The following is a 26,179-nucleotide window of genomic DNA, read 5'->3' as shown; positions in this document are numbered from 1 at the left end:
GCGTATTTATTTCAAACTTCTGATGATGTAAGATCTTTTATCCAAAAAAATGCCCGCTTGCTTCACGGGCTTTGAGATGCGCCTTTGCCAGGGCTGACCGTTTTCCCTCAGGGCTCAGGTCAAGGTGTGAACTGCCATCCTCCAATGTAAAATCAAACCCCAGTTCTTTTGTAACGGTTTTCAGATCGTTTATGTGCATTTGGGTGGCGAAGGGTTTATGCGTATGCGGACATACCGCCATCCCTTTCTTTTCACCTTCTTTTTTATATAAATGGGCGCCGATCTGTGCGGGCCGTTGTATAATATGAAAAAACTTTCCAAAAGGTATCCAGATCAAGAACAGGATAACAGTAACCGCATGGGTCACTGCCATAAACTCATACGTGGTGCCTTTTAGGAATTCATAATCATAGGTAAGTCCGAGACCAGTAACCGAAATGCCTATAAGCAGGATCAGGGGCAGCCAGTCGCCTTCAAAGGTTTGGGTGGCTATTTGTCCGGCGTGGGTTAACCGGCGGCGCATAAACAACAAACAGCCGATGATCACCAGCCAGGAACACCAGTTCAGGATATGAAAAATAAAGAACGCGATCCAGGAACCCAGTTTAAACTCCATTACTTTAAAACCAAATACATGGGCTTCATAATAGTTGGTATCTGCCGGGTTGATGCTGGTGGCAGGGTTCATTGTAAAATGGATCCAGCCCAGGGTGAGTGGGATGGTAACGGAAAAAGCCAGCAGACAACCGGTAGCCAGCAGAAAATGCCCCCACCACCTGGCCTTGCCTCGCGGGTAAATAAATCGTTGAAACGCTATGTTGCGCACCAGTTTTTGAACAGACAAACCAGCGTACTCCACAAAACTTTTTGAAAAAAGCAGTTGCCAGCCCCGTTTAAAATACATCCAGGTAGGTGGTCTTTGCAGCCATACACAGTAACGGTAGATGATGCCAAACAAGGCGAACACGGTGCCGAATAAGTAAGCAATTAAAGCCGCATCAAAATTTTGCAATTTTCGGGAGCCATAAAACACCAGCGCTACTACTATCAAACAGCAGCCTAACGCAATCACAAAAGCAATTCTATTCAACCTGAATTTCATGCGTCAAATAATATAAAGTGAACAAAATTGATTGGGGTATCTTAAAGTTATTGCATTAAGCATTATTATTGAACAAAAATGAGCCAGGAAAATCAAGAAAAATATGATATATATCATGATTGCTTGATAATCTAAGTCATAAGTGCTATAAATGGAGGCCAATACTTTTACGTTACCATAACCATAACGAATACAATTGTATGGACAACTCACCTACTTCAACATCCCACCGAATATTATTCTTCAATACCCTGGCATTTGTTGTTTGCTTTGCCGGCTGGATGCTGAATGGGGTATTGGTCACTTACCTGGTAGACGCCGGTATTTTTAACTGGAGCCTGATGGAAGTAGGCTGGCTACTGGGAGTGCCTGTACTAACGGGAGCGCTGATGCGATTGCCCATGGGCATTTTGACCGATCGCATAGGCGGTAAATGGGTGTTTACCGCATTATTGCTGGGTTGTTCGGTACCTATGTTCCTTTTATCAAAGGCCAATAGTTATGCCACTTTTTTGGTACTGAGTTTTCTGTTTGGATTGCTGGGGACCAGTTTTTCCATCGGTGTTGGGTTTACTTCGGTATGGTACCCTAAAAGCTGGCAGGGCAGGGCATTGGGGTTGTTTGGTTTAGGCAACCTGGGGTCTGCATTGACCACCCTGGTAGCGCCTTCCTTATTAAAATCATTTACCCAAAATGGGGTTAACCCCGAAGGCTGGCGACAGCTACCCGTAATGTATGCGGTTGCTTTAGCCATTACAGGCGTCCTTTTTGTACTGTTCACAAAAAATAAAAAACCGGAATCTTCCAACAAAACGTTGTTCACCTTATTACAACCATTAAAAAACGTTCGGGTATGGCGGTTTGGCTTGTATTATTTTCTGGCCTTTGGCTGTTTTGTTACCTTCTCCCAATGGCTGCTGCCTTATTTTGTAAACGTATATAATGTAACCCTGATCACGGCCGGTTTTCTGGCATCTGCGTTTAGTCTGCCAGGTGGGGCATTCAGGGCCGTGGGCGGATGGCTTTCTGATAAATATGGCGCCCGAAGAGTAATGTACTGGGTGTTGGGCAGTTCTGTTGTATTGACCTTTATGCTGATCATTCCCCGGATGGAAATTTATTCACCCGGAACGGGCATTATGGCCACCCAGGCCGGCACCGTTACCATGGTTACAGATTCGGTTATTCAGGTGAATGAAAAACAATACCCCATCCTGGCAAAAAGCCACAAATTTGATCACGTCGACAGAAAAGCAATGATCCTGCCGGCAAAGGATGTTTGGCAGGAACCCGTGGTAAAGGTGGGTGATAGAGTAACAAAGAAGCAACTGCTGGCCCAGGGTACTACCATGATCTTTTTTAAAGCCAATATCTGGGTGTTTGTAGTGATCATTATTTTGATTGGCGCCTGCTGGGGCATTGGCACTGCTGCGGTATTTAAACATATACCAGAGTATTTCCCCAAAGAAATTGGGGCAGTGGGTGGTATGGTAGGCATGATCGGTGGGTTGGGCGGATTTGCAGGCCCCATCCTGTTTGGCTATCTTTTAAATGTAACGGGGTTATGGACGAGCTCCTGGATGTTCGTGTGCCTGCTGTCTTCTGCCTGCTTACTGTGGATGCACCAGGTGATCACCAGTATGATGAAAAAAGAAGCGCCGCAACTGGCGGATAAGTTTGAAAAAACGGCGCATTGATCTGCTGGTTTATTGACTGTTCTTTGACTGTGATGTGTCTGCTACATATTTGGTATATGTAAGATCGGGAAGGCAAAGGCGTTGGATAAAGATGCCGTTTTTTATTTTTTTTGAAAAGCAACTATTTCAGTTGGTAGGTTGTAAAGTTTTGGTATAGCATTCTCCGTTTTATTCTTTGCCGGATATACATAAATTTACTGTTGATGAAAGTGGAGAAACCAGATAGCAAAAGGACCGGTTTTTTATTGTTTGTGTTTCTGATACTGACAAGCCAAAACATCTACTCGCAAAATCACACCCTAAATATAAAAGTCCTTGACAGTGTTTTGTTGCCGGTAAGCAATGCAACTATAAAGATCAATCAAAAAGAACGGCTGGCAGATACCGCTGGCATGATCACGACAATTTTACCCAGGGGCAGGTGTCGGATTGTGGTGAGTGCTGTAGGACATAGCAACGCCACCAAATTGTTTTTGCTAAGCAATGATACCTCGGTTGTTGTGTACTTGCGGGCGAGGGAAAGTTTGCTGCAACATGTAATTGTGACCGGAAGCCGAAACATCTTGCGCAACCAAATGAGCGTGCACAGTTTGGAGATGGTACAAATTCAAAAATTGCCGGTGGTGCTGGGTGAAGTGGACCCCATGAAAATAATAACCCTGCTGCCCGGTATTAAAAATGGGGGAGAAGCCAGTGCCGGTATCTATGTACGGGGTGGCGGCCCCGACCAAAACCTGGTTTTGCTCGACGGAATACCTGTCTATAACCCCAATCACCTCCTGGGCTTTTTTAGCGTCTTTAATGGCGATGCCGTAAAAAATATTGAAGTAATAAAAGGTGGCATGCCAGCCGAATATGGCGGCCGTTTAAGCAGCGTTATTTCCGTAAATACCCGGGATGGGAATAAGGACTCCATAAAATTTGGCGGTGGCATTGGTCTTATCTCTTCCCGGCTTTCACTGGAAGGCCCTTTGATAAAAAGAAGAGCTTCTTTTATTATCAACGCCCGCCGCACTTACATTGACCAGGTGGCCAGGTTAATAGTACCCGACAGCATTGGCAGCAATGGCTATTACTTTTACGACATAAACGCCAAAACTGACTTTGTTATCAATAATAAAAACGCCCTTTATTTAACTTTCTATACGGGGAAAGATAAGTTTACCTTTTTCGACGATGACGCGAATGGCCCCAGGCGGGAATTCGATGCCATTTGGGGAAATACCATAGTAGGGCTTACCTGGAAACAACAGTTTAGAAAATGGCGGCATGAATTATCCTTCGTACGAAATGATTTTACTTTAAACAGCAAGGTAGCATTTTCAAGCAATGGTTTTATCTTTTCATCAGGGCTAATCGATCACACCGTAAAAGACGATTGGGCATATACCCCGGCAAACTGGATACGATGGAAAGGCGGTCTTCAATATACCTGGCATAAGTTCAGGCCCGGTGCCGGAAGCGCCAATGCCGGCTTCCAGGAATTTGAAGCGCAGATCAAAGATCAGTATGCACGCGAAGCTGCAGGGTATTTAAGTGCCGATGTAGATATTATTACCAGGTTGAACCTGGTGGCTGGTTTGCGTTACAGCTATTTTAACCAGGTTGGGCCTACCGAGCAGGTTATATACGGGCCCAGCGGCGCCCCAACGGGTGAAATAGCCTCTTTTAAAAGAGGACAAAGCATTGCCCGGTATCAATATCCCGAACCCCGCATTAATTTATTATACAAATTGCCCCAGGTGGCCAGCCTAAAATTATCTTATACACGCACTATTCAATACCTGCACCTGGCTACTACCAGCGCAGCTACTTTTCCCAGCGATCTGTGGGTGCCTGCCAGCCGGTTGATAAAACCAGGTATAGCAGAGCAGGTGGCAGCCGGCTTTTTCAAAAACTTTGGCAATGGCCGGTATGAAGCCAGCATTGAGACCTATTATAAAACCATGAACAATCAACTCGAATTTAAACCAGGCGCGCGGTTATTGTTAAATCAGAACCTGGAAGGGGAGATGGTCTTTGGTAGTGGAAAGGCGTATGGGCTCGAATTGTTTGTGCAAAAGAAAACCGGGAAATTGAACGGTTGGATCGGTTATACGTTAAGTCGTGCCGAACGTACATTCACTGAGATGAATGAAGGAAAGCCATTTCCTTACCGGTACGATCGAACACACGATATTAGTGTGGTGGCCAACTATGCGCTTGGTAAGAGATGGGAGGTTTCCACTGTTTTTGTTTATGGTACCGGCAATGCACTGACCATGCCAACCGGCCGGTTCGTTTACAACCTGGGATATAATGTACGTGACCAGGAACCTATTTTTTCGAACATAAGTCAATACAGCAAGATCAACGACTACCGGATGCCAGCCTATCACCGGGTGGATATTGCCTTTACATTTACTCCCCGGCCCCGAAGCATCAGGTTTAAAAGCAACTGGGTATTCAGTTTATATAATGTATATAACCGGCACAATCCTTATTTCATTTACATCGATGCCGATGAAGATATACGTAGCATTAAGGGAAAGCAGGTATTCCTGTTCCCCATATTACCCGGCATTACCTGGAATTTCAAATTTTAAAAACATGAAAAAAGCGGGCACATATCTCCTGATGACAGCGATGGCGCTATTTGCTTCGTGTGAAAGGGATTTTGATATAGCGTTGAAGAACAATCAGTCCCAGCTGATCGTAGAAGCCTATATAAACAATGAACTGCCTTATTATAATTATGTGGTGCTGGGCCACAGCCAGGGTTATTTCGAGCCCGGGTTTGAAAATATTCCGGTAACGGGTGCTATGGTAACCATTACAGAAGGTATGCTGCAGGCCAATAATATGTATAACTGGGATCAAACATCAAAAAGACAATTGAAAGAAGGCCGCCTGGCTCCATTTAATGATCAGTTCCTGCCCGGTGTATATTTCGATCCCCTGTTAATAACAGATCCGGCCAATGCATTGAAAGGAATTCCTGGTAAACATTATTTACTTGAAATTGAAGCGGAGGGGAAAAAATATTCAGCCATCACCACCTTGCTGCCACCTGTTCCTATAGACAGTGTAACCAGCGGTTTTCATTATCTTGATGAAGATGAAGATACCACACAAATGAAAGCCCGGTTGACCGTTCATTATAAAGACCCGGATACAATTGGCAATACCCAGTTGTATTACTGGAGTACTTATGATTCAAGAGAGAATTTTGGCTGGGGTGCTATGGGCACCAATCGTTTTACTCCTGGTGTAGATGACCTGGTGAACGGCGAATATATACACTTAACCCTTTCCAATGGGTTTGCGCTTGGCGACTCTGTAGATTATTATCTGGCCAATGTGGAAAGGAAGGTATACAATTTCTGGGACAGCTTTAATAAAGCCAGGTCCAATGCGGGGCCATTTTCTACACCGGTCAGGTTATTGAATACGATCAACGGTGACAATGTGATCGGCTGCTTTAGTGGTTTCAGCCTTAGTACGAAAAGCCTGATCGTTCAATGATCACCAACGGATTTAACCGTTAAATTCCGACGTCATTTGACCGTATAACACTTAGCTGTAGTACTTAAACATACTAATATTGTAGTATTATTTCAAGTATGACAGGAAAAGTGTTTGAAAAGTTTAGGAAACAAGCTGTACTGCTCTTTATAAGCATGATGCTCTGTTATTGGGGTCACGCGCAAAAAGACTCGACTGGCAGGCCTGATACAAACTGTGTTCAAAAAGATGTTGCTGATCTGATAAGGAAAGCATTGAAAAAGGCCCCCAAAAACGATGCGGGTAAAGCTGGCTCTATTATTCTGGTTCCTATTATTGGCTCCAATCCCGCAACCGGTTTTATGATTGGCGTTGGTGGGCAGTATGGCTTTAGGCTGAAAGGCGAGAAAACAAATTATTCCCTGATCTCCGGCAGTGTTCAACTTACCACCAAAGGCCAAAAGCTTTTCCTGTTAAAGAATACTATTTTTACGATAAACAACAAGCTTATTTTTACAGGCGATTGGCGCTTTCAGATCTATTCCCAATCTACCTATGGCCTGGGTACCAATGCGCCCGAAGAAGGGGGCCTGAACTATCATTTTAACTTGCTTGGACAAGAAACAACAGAAGATTCTTTAGCGCAGCCTTTGCAATTCAATTTCTACCGGTTTTACCAGTCGGTTTCTTTTCAAATAAAGAACTCATTTTACATTGGCACCGGGTATTACCTCGATTCCTACTCTAAAATTGTAGACGAGAAACTTCGCCTGGATTCCGGGAATAGACTGATCACCAGTCATTATTCTTACAATAAACTGTATGGGTACGATACGGCTAAATACACTGTTTCTACTTTAAACTTTAACATAGTGTCAGATACTCGGGACAACCTTATCAATGCATACAAAGGGCATTACTTCTTTTTCAACTGGCGTACGTCGCTAAAATTGTTTGGCACTAATTCAAATACGAGTATATTTTATACCGAATGGAGAAGTTTTCATTCTTTGTCGAAAAGAAATCCCCGGCACCTCATTGGTTTTTGGTTGATGGGAGATTTCTCTTCAAAAGGAGAATTGCCTTACCTGATCTTACCGGCCACTGCATACGATCAAAGGAGCAGAAGCGCCCGCGGATATACCCAGGGCCGCTTTCGGGGCGACAAACTGATCTATGGTGAAACAGAATATCGATTTCCGATCTCAGCCTGTACCGGCGTATTGGGCGGTGTAATGTTTGTGAATGCCACAACGGCCAGTAATCCGCAGGGACTGAAATTATTTAACTCAATACAGCCAGGTTATGGGATGGGATTACGCATTATGGTTGATAAGAAAACGCGCACTAACCTGGCCGTTGATTTTGCTTTTGGAAATAAATCATCAGGCTTTTACCTGGCTGCATCAGAAACATTCTAACAGAACCTGACTTGAAAAAACACTTAAGTATACAGGTGCTGCTGTTATCCTGCTTTATGGGATTTTTTGTATGTTCCTTACAAGCGCAAAAACCAGTATTGATCGATACCGCGCGCATAACCGGCAAGAAAGACCTGATTGATATCCTGAAGAAGTTATTTAAAGTAGATCAGCAAAAAATTGATTCATCCCGACTGAAAAAGAAATTCCAATTTTCATTGATACCCGTCGCAGGAAATGCAGCCGGGGGTGGAAGGGCCGTAGCTACCGCATTCAATGCCGCCTTTTATACCGATAGAGAATCCACTACGTCCTTATCGACCATTACGTTTTCTCCCTGGTTTACCCTGGATGGCAAATTTGTATTGCCATTCAGGAATCTGATCTGGCTGCCGAATGACATGCTGTTATGGAAAGGGGATACCCGTTTTATGATCTACCCGCAATATACCTGGGGGTTAGGTGGCAACACCAATGAAGCGGATAAAGTATTGCTTCAATATAATTACCTGAGACTTTATCATAGCTTTTTAAAAAAGATAAAGCGGCAATTTTTTATCGGTGCAGGGTATGATCTTGACTTTCGCTTTAATGGCAGCCACGAGAATGATTCTTCCGCCCTGACCAGGGTCCCTTTTTTTGATTACGGAAAAGATTATAATGAGCAGACTACTTCATCAGGCCCGGTGATCAATTTTTTATTTGACACCAGGAGAAATTCATACAATCCCCCACGGGGCGCTTATTTCTCCGTTGATTACCGATTTAATCTGGAATCCCTGGGAAGTACTTCCAGCTGGCAGTCTGTATTTATAGATGCCCGTAAATATTTTTCATTCAACAAACGCCTGCAAAACATCCTGGCTTTCTGGAGCTATTATTGGGCCGTAACAAACGGGCGCACGCCTTACCTGGACCTGCCCAGCATTGGCTGGGACTACTATAACCGATCGGGGCGAGGCTTTGAGCAAAACAGGTACCGCGGCAAAAGTTTATTGTATTTTGAATCGGAATACCGAAGAGATATTTCCCGGAATGGTTTCTGGGGTTTTGTGGTATTTGCGAATGTACATACGGTCTCAGAATATGAAGGGAATGCTTTTGTTTACTGGCATCCTGCTGTTGGTACAGGCCTGCGGATAAAGTTTAATAAGATCTCCAGGACCAATATCGGCATCGATGTTGGCGTGAGTAAAGACTTTACCGGCATCTATCTCTCATTGGGTGAAGCGTTTTAGAATAGCCATTTAATCGGCGGCCCTTTTTAGATTGAGGTCAAGGTTGCCATTGTTTCCCAAAACACCTTTCTCGGTAAATTGCCAGATGTCCCATTTGTCCCACCCGTTGGCTGGTTTCGCATTGCTTTGATCGGCTGTATACCTCGATAGCCATAATTTATACCGGGCGCCCAGCGTATGATCGGGGGGCAATTTTCTGTCCAGGTATTCTTTCCTGCTATAGATCAGGGGATTGGTGGATGGGGTGTCGGCGTTAAAGAAAAAACTCAGGAATGTTTCAACCCATTGCAGGTATTCTTTAGGTGCCAGTGTCGAATCAAAACTGGCGGTATCTTCCAGATCGAGCATCAGGGGCAGATCGGCTGCTGGTAATTCTGTGAGCAGGATCTTGACCTCTGAGGCTTCGGCGGTAGCATCCAATTCAATGGTGTCGTCATTCTTTTTATCGGGTCTTCCAAAATGATAATACCCTATCTTAAGTCCATTCTTTTGGGCTGCAAGCGCATTTGTCTTCGCCATTTTGTCGGGAGTACCTACGCCTTCGGAGATCTTAATATACACGAACTGGACATCGGCTTTTTTTATGGCAGTCCAATCCGTAATGTTATTATGATGCGAAATATCGATCCCTCTGATAAAATCGGCCGGTTTGCCCGGAACATTTAGAAGATCTTTAAAATGGCCGGCTATTGTTGGAACGAGGGCCGGAGGAGATACAGGCAGCGCTGCACGAAGACGGGTTACTACATCAAGATTCTTTTTCATGGCGTGTAAGCTATATAATGTTTTTGAAAAGTCTTCTTCCAAATTACATTATTTTCCGGCTGCTGTTTACCCGTGTTTTCCCCGTTTTTCTATACCAACGAAAAGGCTGCCTCAAAATTGAAGACAGCCTCGTTATGATGATAGACTGGACAACAAAAAATGTTTGCGAAAACCCTATCTGGCAACCAGCGCCCTTATTTTATCGATATCCTGTTTTTGCTCATACCTGATGGGAACTTCTTTCGAGATCCCCGATTTCTTTACAACGGCCCGGCCTTCAATACGCACCAGCACTTCTTTCTTTTTATAGATCTCCGTATTGTTTTTAATGGCCCCGATGTTATCAATTTTGATGGTAACCGGCAGTTCAAACTCTGCACTCTTCTTTACCTGAATTTCCTGGTCCAGTACAAAACTGCCGAAGTAAGCGTTCTCTACATACACATCACCTCTTGCTGCCGACAACTTTATGCCGAAATTGTTTGGATTATAATAGATCATGTTGGCCCCCACGGTTGTCTTTAGTAATCCTGTTTCAATAAGCCGCACATTGCCTATGTCGCGGAATTCCGGCTCTTTTACATCGCCACTGGGTTTACAGGCAGAAAAGATCAAAACAAAAGCTGAAAGTAGTGTTAAAATGAATTTCATAATTACTGGTTTATACTCCTTTGTTGGAAGGTTGTCCAATTGGATATGAAACTATCGCGCCAGTTTAAAGGCCCCTGTTATAAAAACATTTTTTTAACAAATTCCTCTCTGGTAAGCTATTCAATATGTCAAAGAACGTAGCGCAGAAGGCACCTGTCGAAAACCGGTATTTGTTCAAAATTGCCTGGTGCGATACAAAGGTAAGATGGTTTTTTATTAGAAATATAACAGGCATGTCTATACCTGTCTATACCTGTCTATAATGTTCTCTATTGTTTTATGTTGTTCCAGGTAAGTCTGCAGTGCGCTATAAATGACTAAAGTAGTCTATAGGCGTCTTGACTGGTCATGGGAAAAACGGGGCATTGTTTGGGATGGCGCCGGTATTGGGCCGGTATTACTGTGGACAATGTTCGGAAGTTGTTCGGACTCTCCCTGGGGATGTTCGGATGTACCCGAGGGAAACCCGAACAAAGTCCGAACAAAAATGAGCTCAAACCCAGCTCAAGACCGAAGCGATCCAGGGTGAGTCACCCTGTTAGGTTATTTGGATTTATCCCACAATTTATTCATCACCACCTGTTGAATAACCTGTTCGCGGTAATTGCGGCTGATAGGTATGCGATGTGTGCCGATAAAGATCTCATTGCCCTGGATGCTTTCTATTTTATTCACCGATACAATGTAGCTCTTGTGCACCCGGATAAATAATTGATTGTTTAAATAATTTTCTTCCAGCGTTTTCAGATAATGCATCGTTATATATTTACCCTTCCTGGTATAAATGGTAATATAATTTTGCATCCCTTCTACATACAAGACATCGTCAAAATAGATCTTTTCATATTTGGTGCCGCATTTTACAAAGAAGTAATCCTCCGCCTGGCCTGTGGGGATGCCGTCTGTAGGATGGTTTTTCTTAAGCAGGTGGTAATAATCTTTGGCCTTGGTGGCAGACTTAAAGAACCTGTCAAATGTAACCGGCTTCAATAAATAATCGAGTACATTCAATTGAAACCCCTCCAGGGCGAATTCAGGGTAGGCCGTGGTGATAATGACCATGGGGGGATTTTGTAACATTTTCAGAAAATCGAGCCCATTTATTTTCGGTAGCTGAATATCGAGGAAGATCAGATCAATGGGTTGCTGGGGCGGCAGTTTACTATATGCAACGGCGCTTTCACAGGTAGCTATCAGTGTTAAGAAACTGATATCGCTTACATAACTGGCAATGCCTTCCCTGGCTAGTGGCTCATCGTCTATTATTACACAGTTGATCATTTATAAATAATTTCAGGTTGAGGTTGTTTGATCTGGGTGTCAACCAATTCGGATAGCTGTAAACGCAATTTGACTTCATAACTGTTTTGCTGGCATTCGACCTCCAGTTCATATTTTTCCGGATAAAGCAGGTCAAGACGCCTTTGTACATTTTTTAAACCAATACCCTTGTAGGGGGTCATGGGGGTAAAGGTGTCGTAGGAAGTACTGTTCCCGACATAAAAGTCCAGTTGGTCCTGATGAATGTGGAGGGTTATAGTGATCCAGTTGGGTTGATCGGGATGTTTGGAGACATGTTTAAACGCATTCTCCATAAGGGTCATTAAGATAAAGGGGGCAATGCCCAATTGTGCTGTATGCGCCTGGCTAACCTGAAAATTGACTTTGATATGGTTATCTAACCGCAGCTTTTGCAGTTCAACGGCGTTTTCGAGATACAGGAGCTCGTTGATCAACGGTATTTGCCTGTCATTGCATTCGTACAGTTGATACCGTAATAATTCCGAGAACTTGGCCAGCGAAACAGAGGCTTTATCAGGGTTTTTATGGATCAGGAAAAAAATGGAGTTGATGGTATTGAATAAGAAATGCGGGTTGAACTGGTCTTTCAAAAAGTTTAATTCCGTTTCCAGCTTTTCTTTTTCCAGTAGTTGCTGTCTTCTCTTTGTCTGGATCCAGTTTTTGGTAAGCTTGATGCTCATCGCCAGGGTGGTGCTGGCTAAAGTAGAGGGCAACGCATTGCTATAAAAATAATAAAGACAGTAAGTGCCAGGACCGTAAATGGCTTCAAAACTTTTTCCGCTGATAAAGGCTCCCAGATAATAACCGGTAACAATAAGGGACGCGGTACAAAGGACGGTAATGAGCAGATATGTTATATAAAGAGTAAATCTGCTTTTTTCAAGAAACCGGGGGATCAAATAATACAAATTGAAATAAACTGCTATTGCCTGAAAGCATACATAAAACGAGAATTTGATCGCATACGGTAGTAATAGCATGGTGCTGGCGACTTTTAATGGATTTCCAACCGCGACCACCCACCATAGGTAGTGATACAGGACCCAAAAGGGTATATGGTAAAGTTTATATTTTATCAGCCAGTGCTGGCTCGTTTTTATAAAAGGCATATTAAAACCCTCTTCATTTAAAGATACAGGGATTTCTATTTATTAAAGCGGGCGGCTCCCGTAACGGCTCAAATAATTGACCACCTACCCCGATTTATATATAAACGGGACAAATAATGAAATTATCGGCTGAACAATACAAAAGCTGCATTTCATCAATTATATAACGCCTGTAGTCAGTAAGATTTTTATACCTCCCGGGGCATGTATTTCTTTACATAAACCGAAATGTAATATGAAGACCTTGCTCTATTGTCTGTTGTATTGTTGTTGTTCCCCTGTTTTTAGCCAGCCTGTGGTTAAGGACAGTGCACGGATCTTAAAAGAAGTGACAGTTCGGGGGATGAAGCCGTTATTTCAGCAGCAGGTATACGGAACAGTGGTAAATGTGGAGAGCAGTATGCTGTCAAAAGGCAGCTCTGCCCTGGAATTGCTGGAGCGATCGCCCGGTGTGTTTATCGATCGCCGGGATAATAATATAGCGCTAAATGGAAAAACCGGTGTTATGGTAATGATCAATGGGAAGGCGATGCGCGTATCGGTTGACCAGGTTATTACCCTGTTGGCCGGTATGAATGCAAATGATATTGAGAAAATTGAATTGATGACAACACCGCCTGCCGGGTATGATGCAGAAGGAAGCGCTGGTTTGATCAACATCGTATTAAAGAAAGCCAGGAACCAGGGTTCTTTTTCCATTACCGGTGGTTATGGATGGGGTGAAAAATGCACGGCCAGCTTTAATCTTGCCCGCGGTATTGGAAATACCGGTTTGTATGCTGCTTATTCCTATTCGCACGATAAGACTTTTGTGGACTGGTTTTCTACGGCCACGCATTATGTACCCGTATTGGGCGGACAAGCCGCCTCTACTTTTTTAAGCGAGATCAAACCTGTTCGAAACAGCCATAATGCTACCGTGGGTTTCGATACCCGTTTTACTCCCCGGCTAACGGCAGGGGGCAGTTTTACTTTCAATAGTAATAATACCATAGAGAAGACAGTAAATCATGCGGTATATAATATGGATAATAATAAGCAATATGTGCTGGATGCCACTATCGGTGGGGCAGGCAACTGGAACAGCCTGCTCAGTTCGGTGTATGTTGAAAAGAAGATAAGCGATCAACAACAGATCAACTTCGACATTGATTACCTTTTTTATGATAATAGAAGATCAACCAATGCGTATAGCCTTTTTAATGATGAGGATGGCAATTCTCCAGGAATGAACGATACCCTGTTCTCGCCCTATCAAAAGGCTTCTTCGCATTCACCCATAAAAATAGGGGTTGCCAAATTCGATTATACAAATCAATTGAACCCTTCATTGAAACTGGAATCGGGTCTTAAAGGCACTTACACCCGGAATGTGAGTGTGTCTGGTATTGAAAGCCTGGTTAACGGCAATTGGGTAAGCAGTCCGGCCACGGTGAATAATGTAGTGATGAAAGAGGGGATAGGGGCGGGGTATGTATCGCTTTCTATGCGGGTGAATGCTTCATTTAATGTAAACGCAGGGGTGCGGTATGAATATTCGCATACCCGGATGGATGAACCCAATACCAAAAGGTTGGTGACAGCAAGAACATTTGGGCAGTTTTTTCCTGAACTTACTTTTTCCTGGAAAGTAAAAGAACGCTCGGAGCTGCAACTGACGTTTACCAAACGCATCAGCCGCCCAACCTATAACGATCTGGCTTCCTTTGTGGAATATACCGGTCCTACAGGAGTTGCAACAGGCAACAGTTTATTAAAACCCACCATCACCAATAATTTGAAGCTGGGTTATACTTATGTGGGCTATTCGGTTGCTGTATTATTAAGCCGCGACAATTATCCCATTGCCCGCTATCAAATGGTATCAAATGCGGCTGGTGATCTGTTGGTGCTGTCGCCGCAAAACGTCCGGTATCAAAACAATCTTACTTTACAAACTAACCTGCCGTTTACAATCGGTAACTGGTGGAGTATGAATTATGGTTTTGCCGGTGGCTGGCGAAAGTTCAGACTGGAGCATACGCCTCAGCCTGCTGAAAAGAGTTATTTCGGTTACTCGCTTAATTTTAGTGAGCAGTTTACCCTGCCAAAGCACTTTTCTCTGGAATTTGCAGGCTGGTATAATTCAAGGTCGTATGATGGCTCAAAGGAAGTAGCTGGTTTTGGCGCCATCAATGGCGGCGTTAAAAAAGAATTCAGTAAAAACAAGGGCGTACTTCAGTTAAGTGTACAGGATATCTTCAAAACCCTGCGCATTACCAGTTATTTTGGTGCGGTTACTGACGAGGTATTCAATTTAAAAAGCAAAGTGCCCTTCAGTACAGAATCTGCCAGGTCGCCCATATTTAAAATTACCTACACCCGTTCTTTTGGTACCGGTAGTGCCAAAACGAGAAGCAATGCTGGCGGTTCGGCGGATGAAAGAGGACGGATCTTGAATTGATGTTTCATAAAACCTGAATAAAGAGTATCTTCAGGCATTAATGTATGTATTAATGAAAAGTGTTATTCTTTTTGTTCTTATCTGCTTACTGGCTTCAAAAAGCGTATGGGCTCAATCGAAACAATATGAAGTATATGCTTTGAAATTTGCATCGTCTGCTCACCGGTGGCCCATAGCTGATTGGGTTGACAAAGGCCCCAAAAATGATAGTGTACAGATCGATTTTATGATCTGGTTAATTAAAGGAAATGGGCGGACTGTTTTAGTGGATGCGGGGTTTTTAAACGATATCCCCGATGCAAAAGAATTTACCATAGTAAACTATGTGCGGCCTGATTCAACCTTGCAAAAAATGGGATTGAAACCCACTGAGATCACTGATATTATCTTAAGTCATCCGCATTGGGACCATATAGATGGGTTAAACCTGTTTCCCAATGCGCAGGTATGGATGCAACAGGATGATTTTTATTATTATGTTGGTGCTGCCTGGCAAAAAGGCGGCTCTGCCGGTGGATTTAATAAAAGGGATGTAAGAAAGCTTATCGATAAAAACCTGGCTGGTAAATTGACGCTTGTTAATGGAGATAGCCTGGAAATAATTCCTGGCATAAAAGTATTTACCGGTTCAAGACACACCTTCAATTCTCAGTATGTGTTGGTTGAAACGGGGAGTAATAATGTAATTCTTGCTTCAGACAATATCTGGGTATATTATAGCCTGGAACATATGCTCCCGGCGTCTGCTGGTGGTACTTATGACCCTGCGGGATATGTAAATGCCATGCAAAGAATGAAAACCCTGGTAAGGGATCCCAGGTATATCATCCCCGGGCATGATGGGAAAATATTTTCAAACTTCCCTGCGGTAAAAAAAGGCGTTGTGAAAATAGAGTAGGGTGAATTCAGGCTTGAAAGCCCTGATGAAAATTATTGGGTGCTACACCATTGCAGCAAAGTGGGATACAGGTTCTCTATTTTTTTATGTTTATTCGCCTTACGAAGCGTAGTCAGATAAGATGCAAACGCTTTCATTTTTATAAAACCCCGGTGTTTTACCATTACCCCGTTCACATCATCATAAACGGCTTTCAATGTTTCCGGATCATTTTTGAATACATCTTCGCAATATAACAGAAATACGCCATAGGTCATGTATTCGTTGAATACTTTGAGCTGATTATGATAATAGTCGGTTCCATACACCTTGGTGTCAACCCATTTTGCACGGTCCTTCAATGCTTCATTTATTTCTTTTACATATTTGTCGCTTGGCTTTCTTACGTAATTGTGATCTATCTCTGTAAATATGCTCCGGGTGTTTATGGCCTCGGTGAGTTTTGTGGTCCATTTAACATTGTGGCTAATAGGCGGCAATACCATTTGTATTAATGTAAATTCGCCGCTTTTAAAATCGCCTGTATAATTCAGTCCATTGATCAATGGAGAGCATAGTACCTGATAGCTGCTGATGCGGGTAGTGAAATTATGCTCCAGCCATTTCCATTGTTTCCCGAGGTTGGCATTTTTTTCGTAATCGGAAATAATGTTGTTGTAAAAGGATTGGTGTGCTGCATAAAACTGCCGGAAGGCTGACTTCTTTGCAAAATCTTCGATGGCGGTTTTGTACGTGGAAATAGGGTTTTCAGTGATCTTGAATTTACTTACTTCATCTGCAGGAAGTATAAATACCTTATTGGCTAACAGGGTATCGGAGTTAAAATCGTAACAGATGGCATTGCCTGTAAGGAATACGTAGTTGATAAGGTTTTGTTGCAGCAGCGAATCAAATGTAACAATAATTGGCTCGTTTTGAAAAGGCTTGAATTGTTTTAAGACATCCTGGTAGTAGCCCCCTTCCTGCTGCACCATATCGTCGTTACCCAGTCCAGATTTTGTAACAGCGATCATAATGTGCACCAGTTCTTTTACTTCGTTGATCTCGACCCTGGATCTTCCGGTGTTTTGCTGCTGAAAGGCTTTTGTAAAGTTTACTTTTCCGTCCTGTGCAAACGAGAACGTGGTAATCCAGGCGAGGGAGGCAGTTACAATGATATTTTTCATCTTGGTCCTGACAGGTTTTGTTTTGGTTGGTTGCCTATAGAAATATCCGTGAACGTTATAAAGATAACAAAACCCGTTCAGATACCCAGTTGCTTACACTAAAAAGTTCTACCTCCGTTTCCTTTCCCCGAAGGGGTACAACGTCTATTTTTTCCCATTGAAAGCCCGAAACAAGACAACTTTGCCGGGTTTCAAATAGAAAGCCCTCCAAATACATTCGATTTGAAGGGCTTTTTTATATATGACAGATCCAGATTAGTTGAGCGATAAGGTTTGAGGGGCTTCGTCGCCAAACTTTACTTTTACTGTCAGTTTAAAAGGTGCATAATATTGTGCAATGATCTTGCGGATCTTCTCTTTGCTTTGTTCGCGATAGGTGTTGTTCTGTTCAACTTCCTGACGGGAAGTGGTGTACAGCTTTTTTTGCACGTCGGTATACGTTTCGTCATCAGAGAACATGAACCAGCCTTTTTTGTTGGAGGTTTCCATTTGGTCAAGGCGCAGCTCATAGCTCAGGAGTTGCGTTGCAGGTAAGGACACAAGTACTTCGTTTGCTCCCACCGCCACTTTAAAATTCATATCATTTACATTCACTCCAAATTTGGCGGTGTAAGGCACCGATACCCAGATGGTATTTTCCGCAAACATTTTCCGCAGATTATCTTCCCAGCCGCCGTCGTTTGTGAGGTTACTCCTTTTAATGGTAGCCGTTCCCTGTACTTCGAGACTGGCCAGTTCCGCAATTTCACGTACAATAAGGCTGTTGGAGAGGGTTTGCTCATTGACTATCCGGGCGCCGGAACGCTGGCCCAGCCAAAAAACCAGGATAATAGTTAATACCAATACGAGCCAGATGATCAGTTTCTTCATAGAATTTTGTTTTTCAATTGTTTCCGTTCTTAATCTTCCTCCCGGACGCGTTTGTCCCGGTTGACAAAAATCGGCAATTTATGACCAATATTTCAACTGCAACCGGAACAATTTGTTGGATTTTCGAAGATTAAGCATGTAAGTAATATTTATACAAAGGTGGATGCCAGTCAGTTTAGCCTGCTTTATAAGCAGGCGGCTAACGGGCTTTTTTATTTTCATAATAGAGTTAATATTCAGTTAACATACCTTGTCTAACTTGATAGGGTAATCGCAATTAATAACCATTAAACTATTTGTCAATGAAAAAATTATTTTTCATTCCATGTCTCTTTTTGCTCTTTACTGCCTGTAAGAAAAATGTATCTGAACCAACTGCTTCCAACTCCTCCACTGACCAGTCTGAACTGTATCAAAAATTAATAAAAGCAGGATTTTCAAAAGATCATATCCAGGATATCGGCAAATATTACCTGGTAGAAGGAGATATGTTATTTGATAAGAATAATACAGATATGGACTTTTTTGAAGACTATTTCAAAAATGAGCTTACAGGTGCCAGTGACAATAATGGGCGCCATTGGGTTACGCCAACGCTTGTTTCTCAATACAATGTTGAGAACATGAAAATGGATATTGCTGAGTTTAATTTTGGGGTGGAACTTAATGAGTGGAAAAGGTCATCCGCCACAGCTATGAGCAACTGGGCGGGGATCGCCAATACCAGCATTAATTTTGTCAGGTATCCGGCTTCTCTTGATGGCGACAGGTTTATTAATATAGTAGATGATGCAGGCGTTCTTCCCAACAATGTAATTGCTGCGGCTGAGTTCCCTACCTCCGGTAAGCCAGGTTTTCAGATCCGGGTAAATTTGGATTTTTTAAGTAATATGACTGTTTCAGAAGGCCAGCGCGTATATAACATGACGCATGAGATCGGTCACTGTATAGGTTTCCGCCATTCAGACCTGGCCAATAATACCGAGGCGCAAAATGGCGCTATTGCGGTACCCACTACTTCTGCTGGTATCGACAATTTCTCTGTAATGAAGGCTGGTACTGCGCTTAATAGCTGGGCTGGTTTTTCTTCTGATGATATTGTTGCCGCACAAACAGTTTATCCGATAGGGCTTGGCTATTCCAACTGGCTTACGTCGCCCAATAGTGGTAAGTATCCCAATTACAGCCATTATTTTATCCTGGATTACAGTGATCCTATCAATATTACCTGGAATGCCTCATTGGTAAGCACTCCTACAGTAACATTACAGGTTTATCAGAACGGTGTATTTAAACAAACCATAGGTATCGGTATTCCCAATACCGGCTCTTACAGCTATCCTATTATGAATGCGGTAGGAACTGGCGGGCACAGCGCTTATGAGATACAGGTGAAAATTATTTCAGATGCCAGTTCGTTCGTTTCTGACTTCAGTTCTATGTTTGATATTGTTTCTGACTAAAGAATACTTCGACTCTGTTAAAAAGCCAGGTAGTGTAAAATGCTATCTGGCTTTTTAATTGTATATATAACGTTACGTTAGCACGCTTTTTAAGAGCGCGTTAACATTTACAACTATACATTTGGGTGCCAATACTAACCCTAAATGACAAATGATCTGCGTTGCCTTATCTTGATACTGTACAGCCTGTTCCTTTCATCAGTTGCTCCCGCACAACTTCAAAAGATCTATCTCCATCCTAAAGCAGCCGGTACCGACAAACAATCAAAATTTATAGATTCAATCCGGTTTATTCCTTTGGAAGTACAGGGAGATGTGGAATTGGCAAGGTTTAGTGCTGTTGAAGTAACAAACAATTACTTCATTATAAAAGATTGGATCAATAAGGCTATCCTTGTGTATGCAAAGGACGGACGGTTTGTTAAAAAAGTAAGCTTTAAAAGGATTGGCGAAGGTATTTATCCGGCTTATGACGAGCGTACTAACCAGATCGTTTTTTTTGGAAATAATAAAAATTATGCGCTTACACCCAAGGACCGGATAAAAATAAAACTGGATTGGAATAATCCGCGGAATAGGAAATATTATAAAAAATATATTATTGATCTAGGCGATACTTCGTTTGCCATCAAAAAAAGCATTCCCCGGCAAAACGATATTTTACATGCCCGTTATTTCTATGATGATCTTTATAGTATGGGCGAGATCAATACCAGCGAATTGTATAAGGACAGCCTGGATTATGAGTTTAAGATCTACAAAAATGACCAGCTGGTAAAAGGTTATTTTCCTTACAACCGGATCAATGAAGCAAAGTTTTTATATAAAGAGGAAAATGTTAGTGTTGTTAGCACAGACACCCCATATATCCATTTTATTACCCGTCCTTATTGCGATACGGTTTACAAAATGGTTAGAGATAGTTTATTGCCTGGCTACCAAATAGTGTTGCCGTTGGAAAACAGTTTGCCGGCATCATTTTTTACCAGGCCTTTAAAGAATAAGACCGATCGGGATAATTTTGATCGTAATAATGGCATGATGCTGCACCAGGTATATGCTTTCTATGACGCCCCGCGTTTCATTTACTTTTTGATGGGTTATCTCAATAACTACGAATATTACATTTATCAAAAGCAAACCAATACTACCTATAAAGTAAAGAATATTAAGCCGGATAGTACCCAGTATAATTTATCACTGCTCGATGACTATGGAATTACAAGAAAGGGTGACAGGTTCTATAAAACACAAAAGGTTGGCGAGATCCTTTCCTTTTTCGAAAAAAATAAGAACGTGCCGGTTCCCAAAGAGCTGGAAAGTTTTATAAAGAGCAATCCCCCTGCCACAGCACCCATAATTATTGAATACAAACTTAAAAACTAACCTTGAAGCAGATCTATTTTACCTGGTTTTTACTAACCTTGTCTACACTGGCTTTTAGCCAAACCGGTAAGCTAACAGGTTCGGTCATGGACGCTGAAACCAAAACTCCCCTGGAACTGGCGACAATAACTGTCTTTGGACAGGATTCTTCGATTGTTTCGTATAAGCTATCTGATAAAAATGGCCAATTCACGTTTGATAATTTACCACTGAAGAGAAAATTGCTGGTAAGCGTTACTTATACTGGATATATTGGTTTCAATACTACCTTTCAACAGGATGCACCCAAAACCGATACGCTTGCTGTACAATTGGCATTGAGCAATAAGGACACGGTAGTGGTAACCGCAGCCATTCCCATTAAAATGAACGGGGACACCCTGGAGATAAACCCCGCAGCATTTAAGATGAAAAAGGATGCTGTTGTAGAAGAATTATTAAACCAGGTTAGCGGCATTACTATCTGGTCTGATGGCACCATAACCGTGAATGGCAAAAAAGTGCAAAACCTCCTGGTTGATGGGAAGCCGTTTATGGGAGCGACGGACCCTCGTGTTGCCACGCAAAACCTTCCAAAATCTGCTATCGAGAAAATACAGCTTTACCAGGAGTTTGACAGAAGTAAGATCGGGCAGCCCACCCTGCCCAAGGATTCCCTGCTCACAATGAACCTGAAGTTAAAAGAAGGTAGTAAAAAGGGTTATTTCGGTAAAGCGGGCGCCGGCTATGGCACCACAGACCGGTTTGAAACAGATCTCTCATTACAGATGTATAACAAGAGGAGCAGTGCCGGTATAGGAGGGGGGATAAATAATATTAATAAAAATATCGGCAACCTCCAGGAGATGTTTCAGAACAATACCTACAGAAACTATAACCCTAATTTATATAATGTAGGCAGGTTTGGTACCAATGGTATTAATAAGAACCATTCCTTTGGCGGTGTATTAGTGCATAATTTTATAGAATCGTCCAACAGCCGGCAAAATGACCGGCTTACCATTAATTACAATAAATCAGGATCGAACGCTTTTATCACAGATAGAAATATTCAGAACAGAACAGCGCTGGACAATCCGCAGTTTATCACCGATGAAGGGGTGCAAAATACCTTGCAGAATAAACATGATATTGGTATCAAGTATATAAAGACCAATGGTTATAACGATAACCTGGACATAAATGGTACTGTAAATACCAATAACGAGAACGGTCATTCAAACCGTTCAACTGAAGTAAGAGATTCCGCCAATCAGCTGCAAAGTAAAAATCTTACTACTACAGTGAGTAGTCAAAGATCGGATAACGAATCGCTGAACGTAATATTTGGCAAAGCGAATGACGAGTATCCGATAAAAGGCTATAGTGTCCAGCTCAATGGCAGTCGAAGCAATACGGTATCAGAAAGGGAGACGGTAAGTGAATTTGAATCTTTTACCGATGCTAGTAAGAATGCTTACAATAACCGCCATTACTCAACAAACAATCAAACGCTGACTTTAAACGGAAACCTGGAGTATACAGGTCTTAAAAGGCTGCTTTTAGGAAGATATAACCTGTTTGGAATAAATCTCACGCTGGGCCAATGGTTCAATTATACGCGGTCAACTGAGAATACTGTAGTGGCCGATTATGACACTGTTTTCAAGCAGCGTTTTTTCAATGATGGCCTTACCAATTACAATAAAAAAGAAGTGTTCGAATATACGCCCTCGCTGTCGTTTACGAAGAATATTTGGAAGTTTGGTGACACCTATTTCCGTTCCCTGTATTTGCAGTTCAAACTGTTAGATGATCTTAAGAATGATAGGAATACCTCTTCGTTTGACAAAAGAAACCTGGACCGCTCTTTCCAGTTCTTTCGATATGAGGGCTCCCTCAATTACCAATGGGCGAAAAGGGACAAATACAGATATTATGGTTCGGTATTTTACTCAAAAAGAATGGCTTACCCTTCCATTGATCAACTATATACCTTTGTTGACGATATAAATGCGTATGAGATCAGGATTGGTAATCCGAACCTGCGAAACAGTATTGACCACTCTCTTAATTTAAATATCAATTATAATACTGAAAATAAAAAGTCCCTTTATGCTGTCAACGCTTATGTTAATGGAAAATATACCCTGACAGAAGATCCTATAACGGACAGTATCATAAATGATCCTTCTGGCAAAAGGAGCTATTATCTCACGAATGCTGATAAGACCAACAACATCAATCTGAACTATAATTTCAATATTTCCAGAAAGCTAAATAAAGACAACATTCAGCTCATGTACAGAGGTGAATTCAGGACCGGAAAACAACCTAACTTCATTGACGGGATCACCAATATTAGCAAGACGGGAAGTTTGTTAAATCAATTTACGCTACAATATTCAGTGGGTTCAATCCTTGTATTTACGGCAGGACAAACCTTCCAGCTTAACAAGAACAGACCGACTGCCCCGGGGTTGAATTCCTTTCAAAACAACAATAGTACAACAAAGTTGGGCCTGGTTGTCAATTATCCGGCTGGATTTACCCTTAGTAGTACCGCAGATCGTATTACCAACTCAAATTTGAAAAAGCCAACTGTTCTCTGGAATGCCTTCGCGTCATACAGATTTATGAAGCAGCAGGGGGAGTTAAAATTCTCGGCTATGGATTTATTAAAACAATATCAGAATATCAGTAATAGCGTAAATGCATATGGTACCACCACCAGGGTTACGAATGGATTACAGCAATATTTTTTGCTGACGTTTTCTTACTACCCTCGTAAGTTTGGTAAAACGGAGTTCAAAAAGCAATAGACTTTCAATCAGATCAAAGGCCGTCCCGATCAATCGGGGCGGCCTTTGACTTTTATGAGAAACATATTTATTGGATCATGATCCTGCCGTCCAGGTATTGTCTTTTTCAGTTGCATCCATAAATATTCCCCCCTCCAGTTTCAGTGATTTTACTTTTTTTCTGGTTTTAATAGGTACGACTGTTTCTTTTTGGTTGGCCTCCCAAACAATGGGTGTTTGGTGAAAGCTTTCATTTGACCCGTCGTCATAGGTGGCTATCACGTCAAAAGGAACAGCAAATCCGCCAATATTTTTAATATTCAGCGCATACCCTTTTTTCGTTTGTTCTACTTTAGTCAGGTTGAGATCAATGTAATTGGGTGTATAGAACCAATTATAAAAGAACCAGTCCAGGTTTTTTTTAGCGCCACTTCCCATTGAATAGAAATAATCCCATGGAATAGGATGTTTACCATTCCAGTTATTCATGTAGTTGTGCAGCGCTTTCTTGAATAATTTATTACCCAACAGGTCTTTTAAAGCAAGATAGCTCAGCGATGGTTTGCCATAGGCGTTATTACCACCACCAAAGGTAACATCGGGGCTGGGGGTAATGATAGGGTTTTCTTTTTCATGCGGACCCCGGATCCACCTGTCAACACGGAATGTTTTATAAAATTTATCGGCGGCTTGTTGTCCTTTCTCGTCAATGCCTATCAGGTATTCAAAGGTGGTGGCCCATCCTTCGTCCATAAAGGCATAATAACTTTCATTAGTACCCATGTAAAAAGGAAAGTAAGTATGGGCCTGTTCGTGGTCCTGTACTAATTGAGCGAAAACGAGATCAGGAGTGTGGGAATCATTGATCATCATCGGGTATTCCATATCTGCAAATCCCTGAAATGCGTTTGACTTTGGATAAGGGTAAGGAACTCCGGGCCAGTTTTTTGAGAACCAGGCTAATGAATATCTGCCAAACTGTACCGAATGATGGAAATCGATTGATGAGTCGGCGAAGGCAGCCTGCATGCTTACCCGTCGTTTGGTTTTGTTGTCAACAATAACGCTGGCGGCATCCCAATCGTAGTGGTCGCTGATGCCTATTGCGATATCGCTTATATTATTGGCAACCCATTTCCAGGTATTGCTGGCATTTTGAGCGGTGACTTGTTTGTTGCTCCAATCCTGCACAGTGGCAACATGGATGGTGGAATCGCTTGTCATTGATTGTTGCAGGCGTTCGGCAATGGCAGGTTGCAGCACTTCCGATGGGTTTTGCAGGGTGCCGGTAGCCCAAACCATGAAATTGGCTGGCACCGTTACATTTACTGTATAGTCGTTGAAGTCGTTATAAAATTCAAGTGACCCATAGTGCGGTTGGGTATCCCATCCTTTATAATCGTCATAAACGGCAACCCGTGGATAGAAATAAGCGAGATAAAAACTGGTTGAGTCAATTATCCCATCACGTGCGGGTCTGCGTAGCAACTTATAATGCCAGGTAATGTTGAGGTTCACAGAATCGTGTGGCAGTAATGGCGCAGACAGATCCAACTTTTGATTGGTTGGATTTGCTTTGGTGTTGTCCCAGGCTACTTTGCTACCCTGCACCATGATCTCATCAACTGTGATGGCGCTGCCCTGGCGAAAATTCATGATCAATTTCATGTTCAGGCTTTTCAGCGTATCAGGGCTGTTATTAAAATATACAATTTGTTCCATGCCCCTTATGATGCTGTCCGGAGGCAGCACCGTTAAAGAAATAGTATAACGCCCATGGTTCTGCCAGTAGTTCTTTCCAGGTTTGCCATCGGTAGACCGGGTGCCATTTTCGTAGGCTTTTTGTATTCCGGCCGGCATAGTGAGTGTTTGCGCACCGGCTTGCATTACCAGGAACAAGGAAGCCAGGATGAATAAGGATCGTGTCATATGTGAAAACTTAAAATGTAAAATGAGCCTTAAATTAATTATCAAATTTCTATTTACAGGTATTGAAAGGTATAAATATAAACCCTTAAGCAACTAATCGATAAAATAATTTGAAAAATACTACAGTTTGAGAACGGTTATAAAGGCCGTCTCCCTGTTTTTTTAATAATTGGGAGATGGCCTTTTTATTACTCATTTTAATTAATCAGTTTAATTATCTCTTTGTTTTCATCCTCCCTTTCAACAACGCAATAATTAATGTAATACCAGGTATAGAACCTTTTAAATTCGATGGGGCTCTTGTTTTCTTCCCCACCTCCATATATGGTTTCTTCCACATAGCGCCCTATCTCAAATTCTGGTAATTTTAATTCTTCTCTGGCATAACAGGCTATAATGAAATTGCTGCCCCGTCCTTCATCATAACTATCTAAAAAGTGATTAACTGAGCGTTCTACCATTTCATCAATATTCAT

At 42.2% G+C, this 26,179-nt stretch carries 19 protein-coding genes; 10 read left to right on the top strand and 9 right to left on the bottom strand.

Going from position 1 to position 26,179, the window contains the following annotated elements; translation table 11 throughout:
* Positions 1–37: 37 nt before the first annotated feature.
* Positions 38–1,102, bottom strand: a complete 1,065-nt coding sequence (locus tag J7I42_RS17625) for a hypothetical protein (protein WP_209140158.1) — start codon at positions 1,100–1,102, stop codon at positions 38–40.
* A 200-nt stretch (positions 1,103–1,302) separates the two neighbouring features.
* Here J7I42_RS17625 and J7I42_RS17620 point away from each other — a divergent pair, with 200 nt between their 5' ends.
* From J7I42_RS17620 to J7I42_RS17600, 5 genes are all read left to right on the top strand, one after another.
* Positions 1,303–2,799, top strand: a complete 1,497-nt coding sequence (locus J7I42_RS17620) for an MFS transporter (protein WP_209140157.1) — start codon at positions 1,303–1,305, stop codon at positions 2,797–2,799.
* A gap of 203 nt (positions 2,800–3,002) precedes the next feature.
* Positions 3,003–5,384: a TonB-dependent receptor plug domain-containing protein gene (locus J7I42_RS17615; protein WP_209140156.1), complete on the top strand. Its 2,382-nt coding sequence runs from the start codon at positions 3,003–3,005 to the stop codon at positions 5,382–5,384.
* A gap of 4 nt (positions 5,385–5,388) precedes the next feature.
* Entirely contained in the window at positions 5,389–6,303 is a 915-nt protein-coding gene (locus J7I42_RS17610; protein WP_209140155.1) for a DUF4249 family protein, read from the top strand.
* Positions 6,304–6,401: 98 nt separating this feature from the next.
* Positions 6,402–7,703: a BamA/TamA family outer membrane protein gene (locus tag J7I42_RS17605; protein ID WP_209140154.1), complete on the top strand. Its 1,302-nt coding sequence runs from the start codon at positions 6,402–6,404 to the stop codon at positions 7,701–7,703.
* Positions 7,704–7,714: 11 nt separating this feature from the next.
* Positions 7,715–8,941 carry a BamA/TamA family outer membrane protein gene (locus tag J7I42_RS17600; protein WP_209140153.1) on the top strand — a complete coding sequence of 409 codons (1,227 nt, stop codon included), beginning with the start codon at positions 7,715–7,717 and terminating at the stop codon, positions 8,939–8,941.
* A gap of 9 nt (positions 8,942–8,950) precedes the next feature.
* Here J7I42_RS17600 and J7I42_RS17595 read toward each other — a convergent pair whose 3' ends face one another.
* From J7I42_RS17595 to J7I42_RS17580, 4 genes are all read right to left on the bottom strand, one after another.
* Entirely contained in the window at positions 8,951–9,706 is a 756-nt protein-coding gene (locus J7I42_RS17595) for a glycoside hydrolase family 25 protein (protein ID WP_209140152.1), read from the bottom strand.
* A 174-nt stretch (positions 9,707–9,880) separates the two neighbouring features.
* Positions 9,881–10,357: an LEA type 2 family protein gene (locus J7I42_RS17590; protein ID WP_209140151.1), complete on the bottom strand. Its 477-nt coding sequence runs from the start codon at positions 10,355–10,357 to the stop codon at positions 9,881–9,883.
* A gap of 543 nt (positions 10,358–10,900) precedes the next feature.
* Positions 10,901–11,638: a LytR/AlgR family response regulator transcription factor gene (locus tag J7I42_RS17585; RefSeq protein ID WP_209140150.1), complete on the bottom strand. Its 738-nt coding sequence runs from the start codon at positions 11,636–11,638 to the stop codon at positions 10,901–10,903.
* Entirely contained in the window at positions 11,635–12,639 is a 1,005-nt protein-coding gene (locus J7I42_RS17580; protein ID WP_209140149.1) for a sensor histidine kinase, read from the bottom strand. Before J7I42_RS17580 ends, J7I42_RS17585 begins: the two co-directional genes overlap by 4 nt.
* Before the next feature lie 364 nt (positions 12,640–13,003).
* Between J7I42_RS17580 and J7I42_RS17575 the strand changes: the two genes are divergently transcribed.
* Complete coding sequence (locus J7I42_RS17575) at positions 13,004–15,211, top strand: outer membrane beta-barrel family protein (RefSeq protein ID WP_209140148.1); 2,208 nt, start codon at positions 13,004–13,006, stop codon at positions 15,209–15,211.
* 52 nt (positions 15,212–15,263) lie between these two features.
* Positions 15,264–16,109 (top strand): N-acyl homoserine lactonase family protein, encoded by an 846-nt coding sequence (locus J7I42_RS17570; RefSeq protein ID WP_209140147.1) that lies wholly within the window; start codon positions 15,264–15,266, stop codon positions 16,107–16,109.
* A 32-nt stretch (positions 16,110–16,141) separates the two neighbouring features.
* Here J7I42_RS17570 and J7I42_RS17565 read toward each other — a convergent pair whose 3' ends face one another.
* Both J7I42_RS17565 and J7I42_RS17560 read right to left on the bottom strand, forming a co-directional pair.
* The gene (locus J7I42_RS17565) at positions 16,142–17,275 is read right to left on the bottom strand and encodes a DUF4932 domain-containing protein (RefSeq protein ID WP_209140146.1); all 1,134 of its coding nucleotides are present in this window, start codon (positions 17,273–17,275) and stop codon (positions 16,142–16,144) included.
* A 255-nt stretch (positions 17,276–17,530) separates the two neighbouring features.
* On the bottom strand, positions 17,531–18,145 hold the full coding sequence (locus J7I42_RS17560; protein ID WP_209140145.1) for a DUF4230 domain-containing protein: 615 nt from the start codon (positions 18,143–18,145) through the stop codon (positions 17,531–17,533).
* 302 nt (positions 18,146–18,447) lie between these two features.
* Between J7I42_RS17560 and J7I42_RS17555 the strand changes: the two genes are divergently transcribed.
* From J7I42_RS17555 to J7I42_RS17545, 3 genes are all read left to right on the top strand, one after another.
* Positions 18,448–19,608 carry a M57 family metalloprotease gene (locus J7I42_RS17555; protein ID WP_209140144.1) on the top strand — a complete coding sequence of 387 codons (1,161 nt, stop codon included), beginning with the start codon at positions 18,448–18,450 and terminating at the stop codon, positions 19,606–19,608.
* Positions 19,609–19,752: 144 nt separating this feature from the next.
* Positions 19,753–20,994 (top strand): 6-bladed beta-propeller, encoded by a 1,242-nt coding sequence (locus J7I42_RS17550; protein WP_209140143.1) that lies wholly within the window; start codon positions 19,753–19,755, stop codon positions 20,992–20,994.
* 2 nt (positions 20,995–20,996) lie between these two features.
* Complete coding sequence (locus J7I42_RS17545) at positions 20,997–23,795, top strand: carboxypeptidase regulatory-like domain-containing protein (protein ID WP_209140142.1); 2,799 nt, start codon at positions 20,997–20,999, stop codon at positions 23,793–23,795.
* Between the two features lie 75 nt (positions 23,796–23,870).
* Here the strand turns inward: J7I42_RS17545 and J7I42_RS17540 are convergent, their stop codons facing one another.
* Both J7I42_RS17540 and J7I42_RS17535 read right to left on the bottom strand, forming a co-directional pair.
* Positions 23,871–25,703 (bottom strand): M1 family metallopeptidase, encoded by a 1,833-nt coding sequence (locus tag J7I42_RS17540; RefSeq protein WP_209140141.1) that lies wholly within the window; start codon positions 25,701–25,703, stop codon positions 23,871–23,873.
* A gap of 197 nt (positions 25,704–25,900) precedes the next feature.
* Positions 25,901–26,179 carry a type 2 periplasmic-binding domain-containing protein gene (locus J7I42_RS17535; RefSeq protein ID WP_209140140.1) on the bottom strand — a complete coding sequence of 93 codons (279 nt, stop codon included), beginning with the start codon at positions 26,177–26,179 and terminating at the stop codon, positions 25,901–25,903.

The sequence above is a fragment of the Niastella soli genome, assembly GCF_017742245.1.
Taxonomy (GTDB): domain Bacteria; phylum Bacteroidota; class Bacteroidia; order Chitinophagales; family Chitinophagaceae; genus Niastella; species Niastella soli.
The sequence above is the reverse complement of the archived record's forward strand: the minus strand, read 5'-3'. Positions and strand labels throughout refer to the sequence as shown.

Excerpts from the sequence above, each read along its gene's own strand:
- J7I42_RS17625 (WP_209140158.1), bottom strand. The coding sequence starts at position 1,102 with ATGAAATTCAGGTTGAATAGAATTGCTTTTGTGATTGCGTTAGGCTGC.
- J7I42_RS17620 (WP_209140157.1), top strand. The coding sequence starts at position 1,303 with ATGGACAACTCACCTACTTCAACATCCCACCGAATATTATTCTTCAAT.
- J7I42_RS17615 (WP_209140156.1), top strand. The coding sequence starts at position 3,003 with ATGAAAGTGGAGAAACCAGATAGCAAAAGGACCGGTTTTTTATTGTTT.
- J7I42_RS17610 (WP_209140155.1), top strand. The coding sequence starts at position 5,389 with ATGAAAAAAGCGGGCACATATCTCCTGATGACAGCGATGGCGCTATTT.
- J7I42_RS17605 (WP_209140154.1), top strand. The coding sequence starts at position 6,402 with ATGACAGGAAAAGTGTTTGAAAAGTTTAGGAAACAAGCTGTACTGCTC.
- J7I42_RS17595 (WP_209140152.1), bottom strand. The coding sequence starts at position 9,706 with ATGAAAAAGAATCTTGATGTAGTAACCCGTCTTCGTGCAGCGCTGCCT.
- J7I42_RS17590 (WP_209140151.1), bottom strand. The coding sequence starts at position 10,357 with ATGAAATTCATTTTAACACTACTTTCAGCTTTTGTTTTGATCTTTTCT.
- J7I42_RS17585 (WP_209140150.1), bottom strand. The coding sequence starts at position 11,638 with ATGATCAACTGTGTAATAATAGACGATGAGCCACTAGCCAGGGAAGGC.
- J7I42_RS17580 (WP_209140149.1), bottom strand. The coding sequence starts at position 12,639 with ATGCTATTACTACCGTATGCGATCAAATTCTCGTTTTATGTATGCTTT.
- J7I42_RS17575 (WP_209140148.1), top strand. The coding sequence starts at position 13,004 with ATGAAGACCTTGCTCTATTGTCTGTTGTATTGTTGTTGTTCCCCTGTT.
- J7I42_RS17570 (WP_209140147.1), top strand. The coding sequence starts at position 15,264 with ATGAAAAGTGTTATTCTTTTTGTTCTTATCTGCTTACTGGCTTCAAAA.
- J7I42_RS17565 (WP_209140146.1), bottom strand. The coding sequence starts at position 17,275 with ATGAAAAATATCATTGTAACTGCCTCCCTCGCCTGGATTACCACGTTC.
- J7I42_RS17560 (WP_209140145.1), bottom strand. The coding sequence starts at position 18,145 with ATGAAGAAACTGATCATCTGGCTCGTATTGGTATTAACTATTATCCTG.
- J7I42_RS17555 (WP_209140144.1), top strand. The coding sequence starts at position 18,448 with ATGAAAAAATTATTTTTCATTCCATGTCTCTTTTTGCTCTTTACTGCC.
- J7I42_RS17550 (WP_209140143.1), top strand. The coding sequence starts at position 19,753 with ATGACAAATGATCTGCGTTGCCTTATCTTGATACTGTACAGCCTGTTC.
- J7I42_RS17540 (WP_209140141.1), bottom strand. The coding sequence starts at position 25,703 with ATGACACGATCCTTATTCATCCTGGCTTCCTTGTTCCTGGTAATGCAA.
- J7I42_RS17535 (WP_209140140.1), bottom strand. The coding sequence starts at position 26,179 with ATGAATATTGATGAAATGGTAGAACGCTCAGTTAATCACTTTTTAGAT.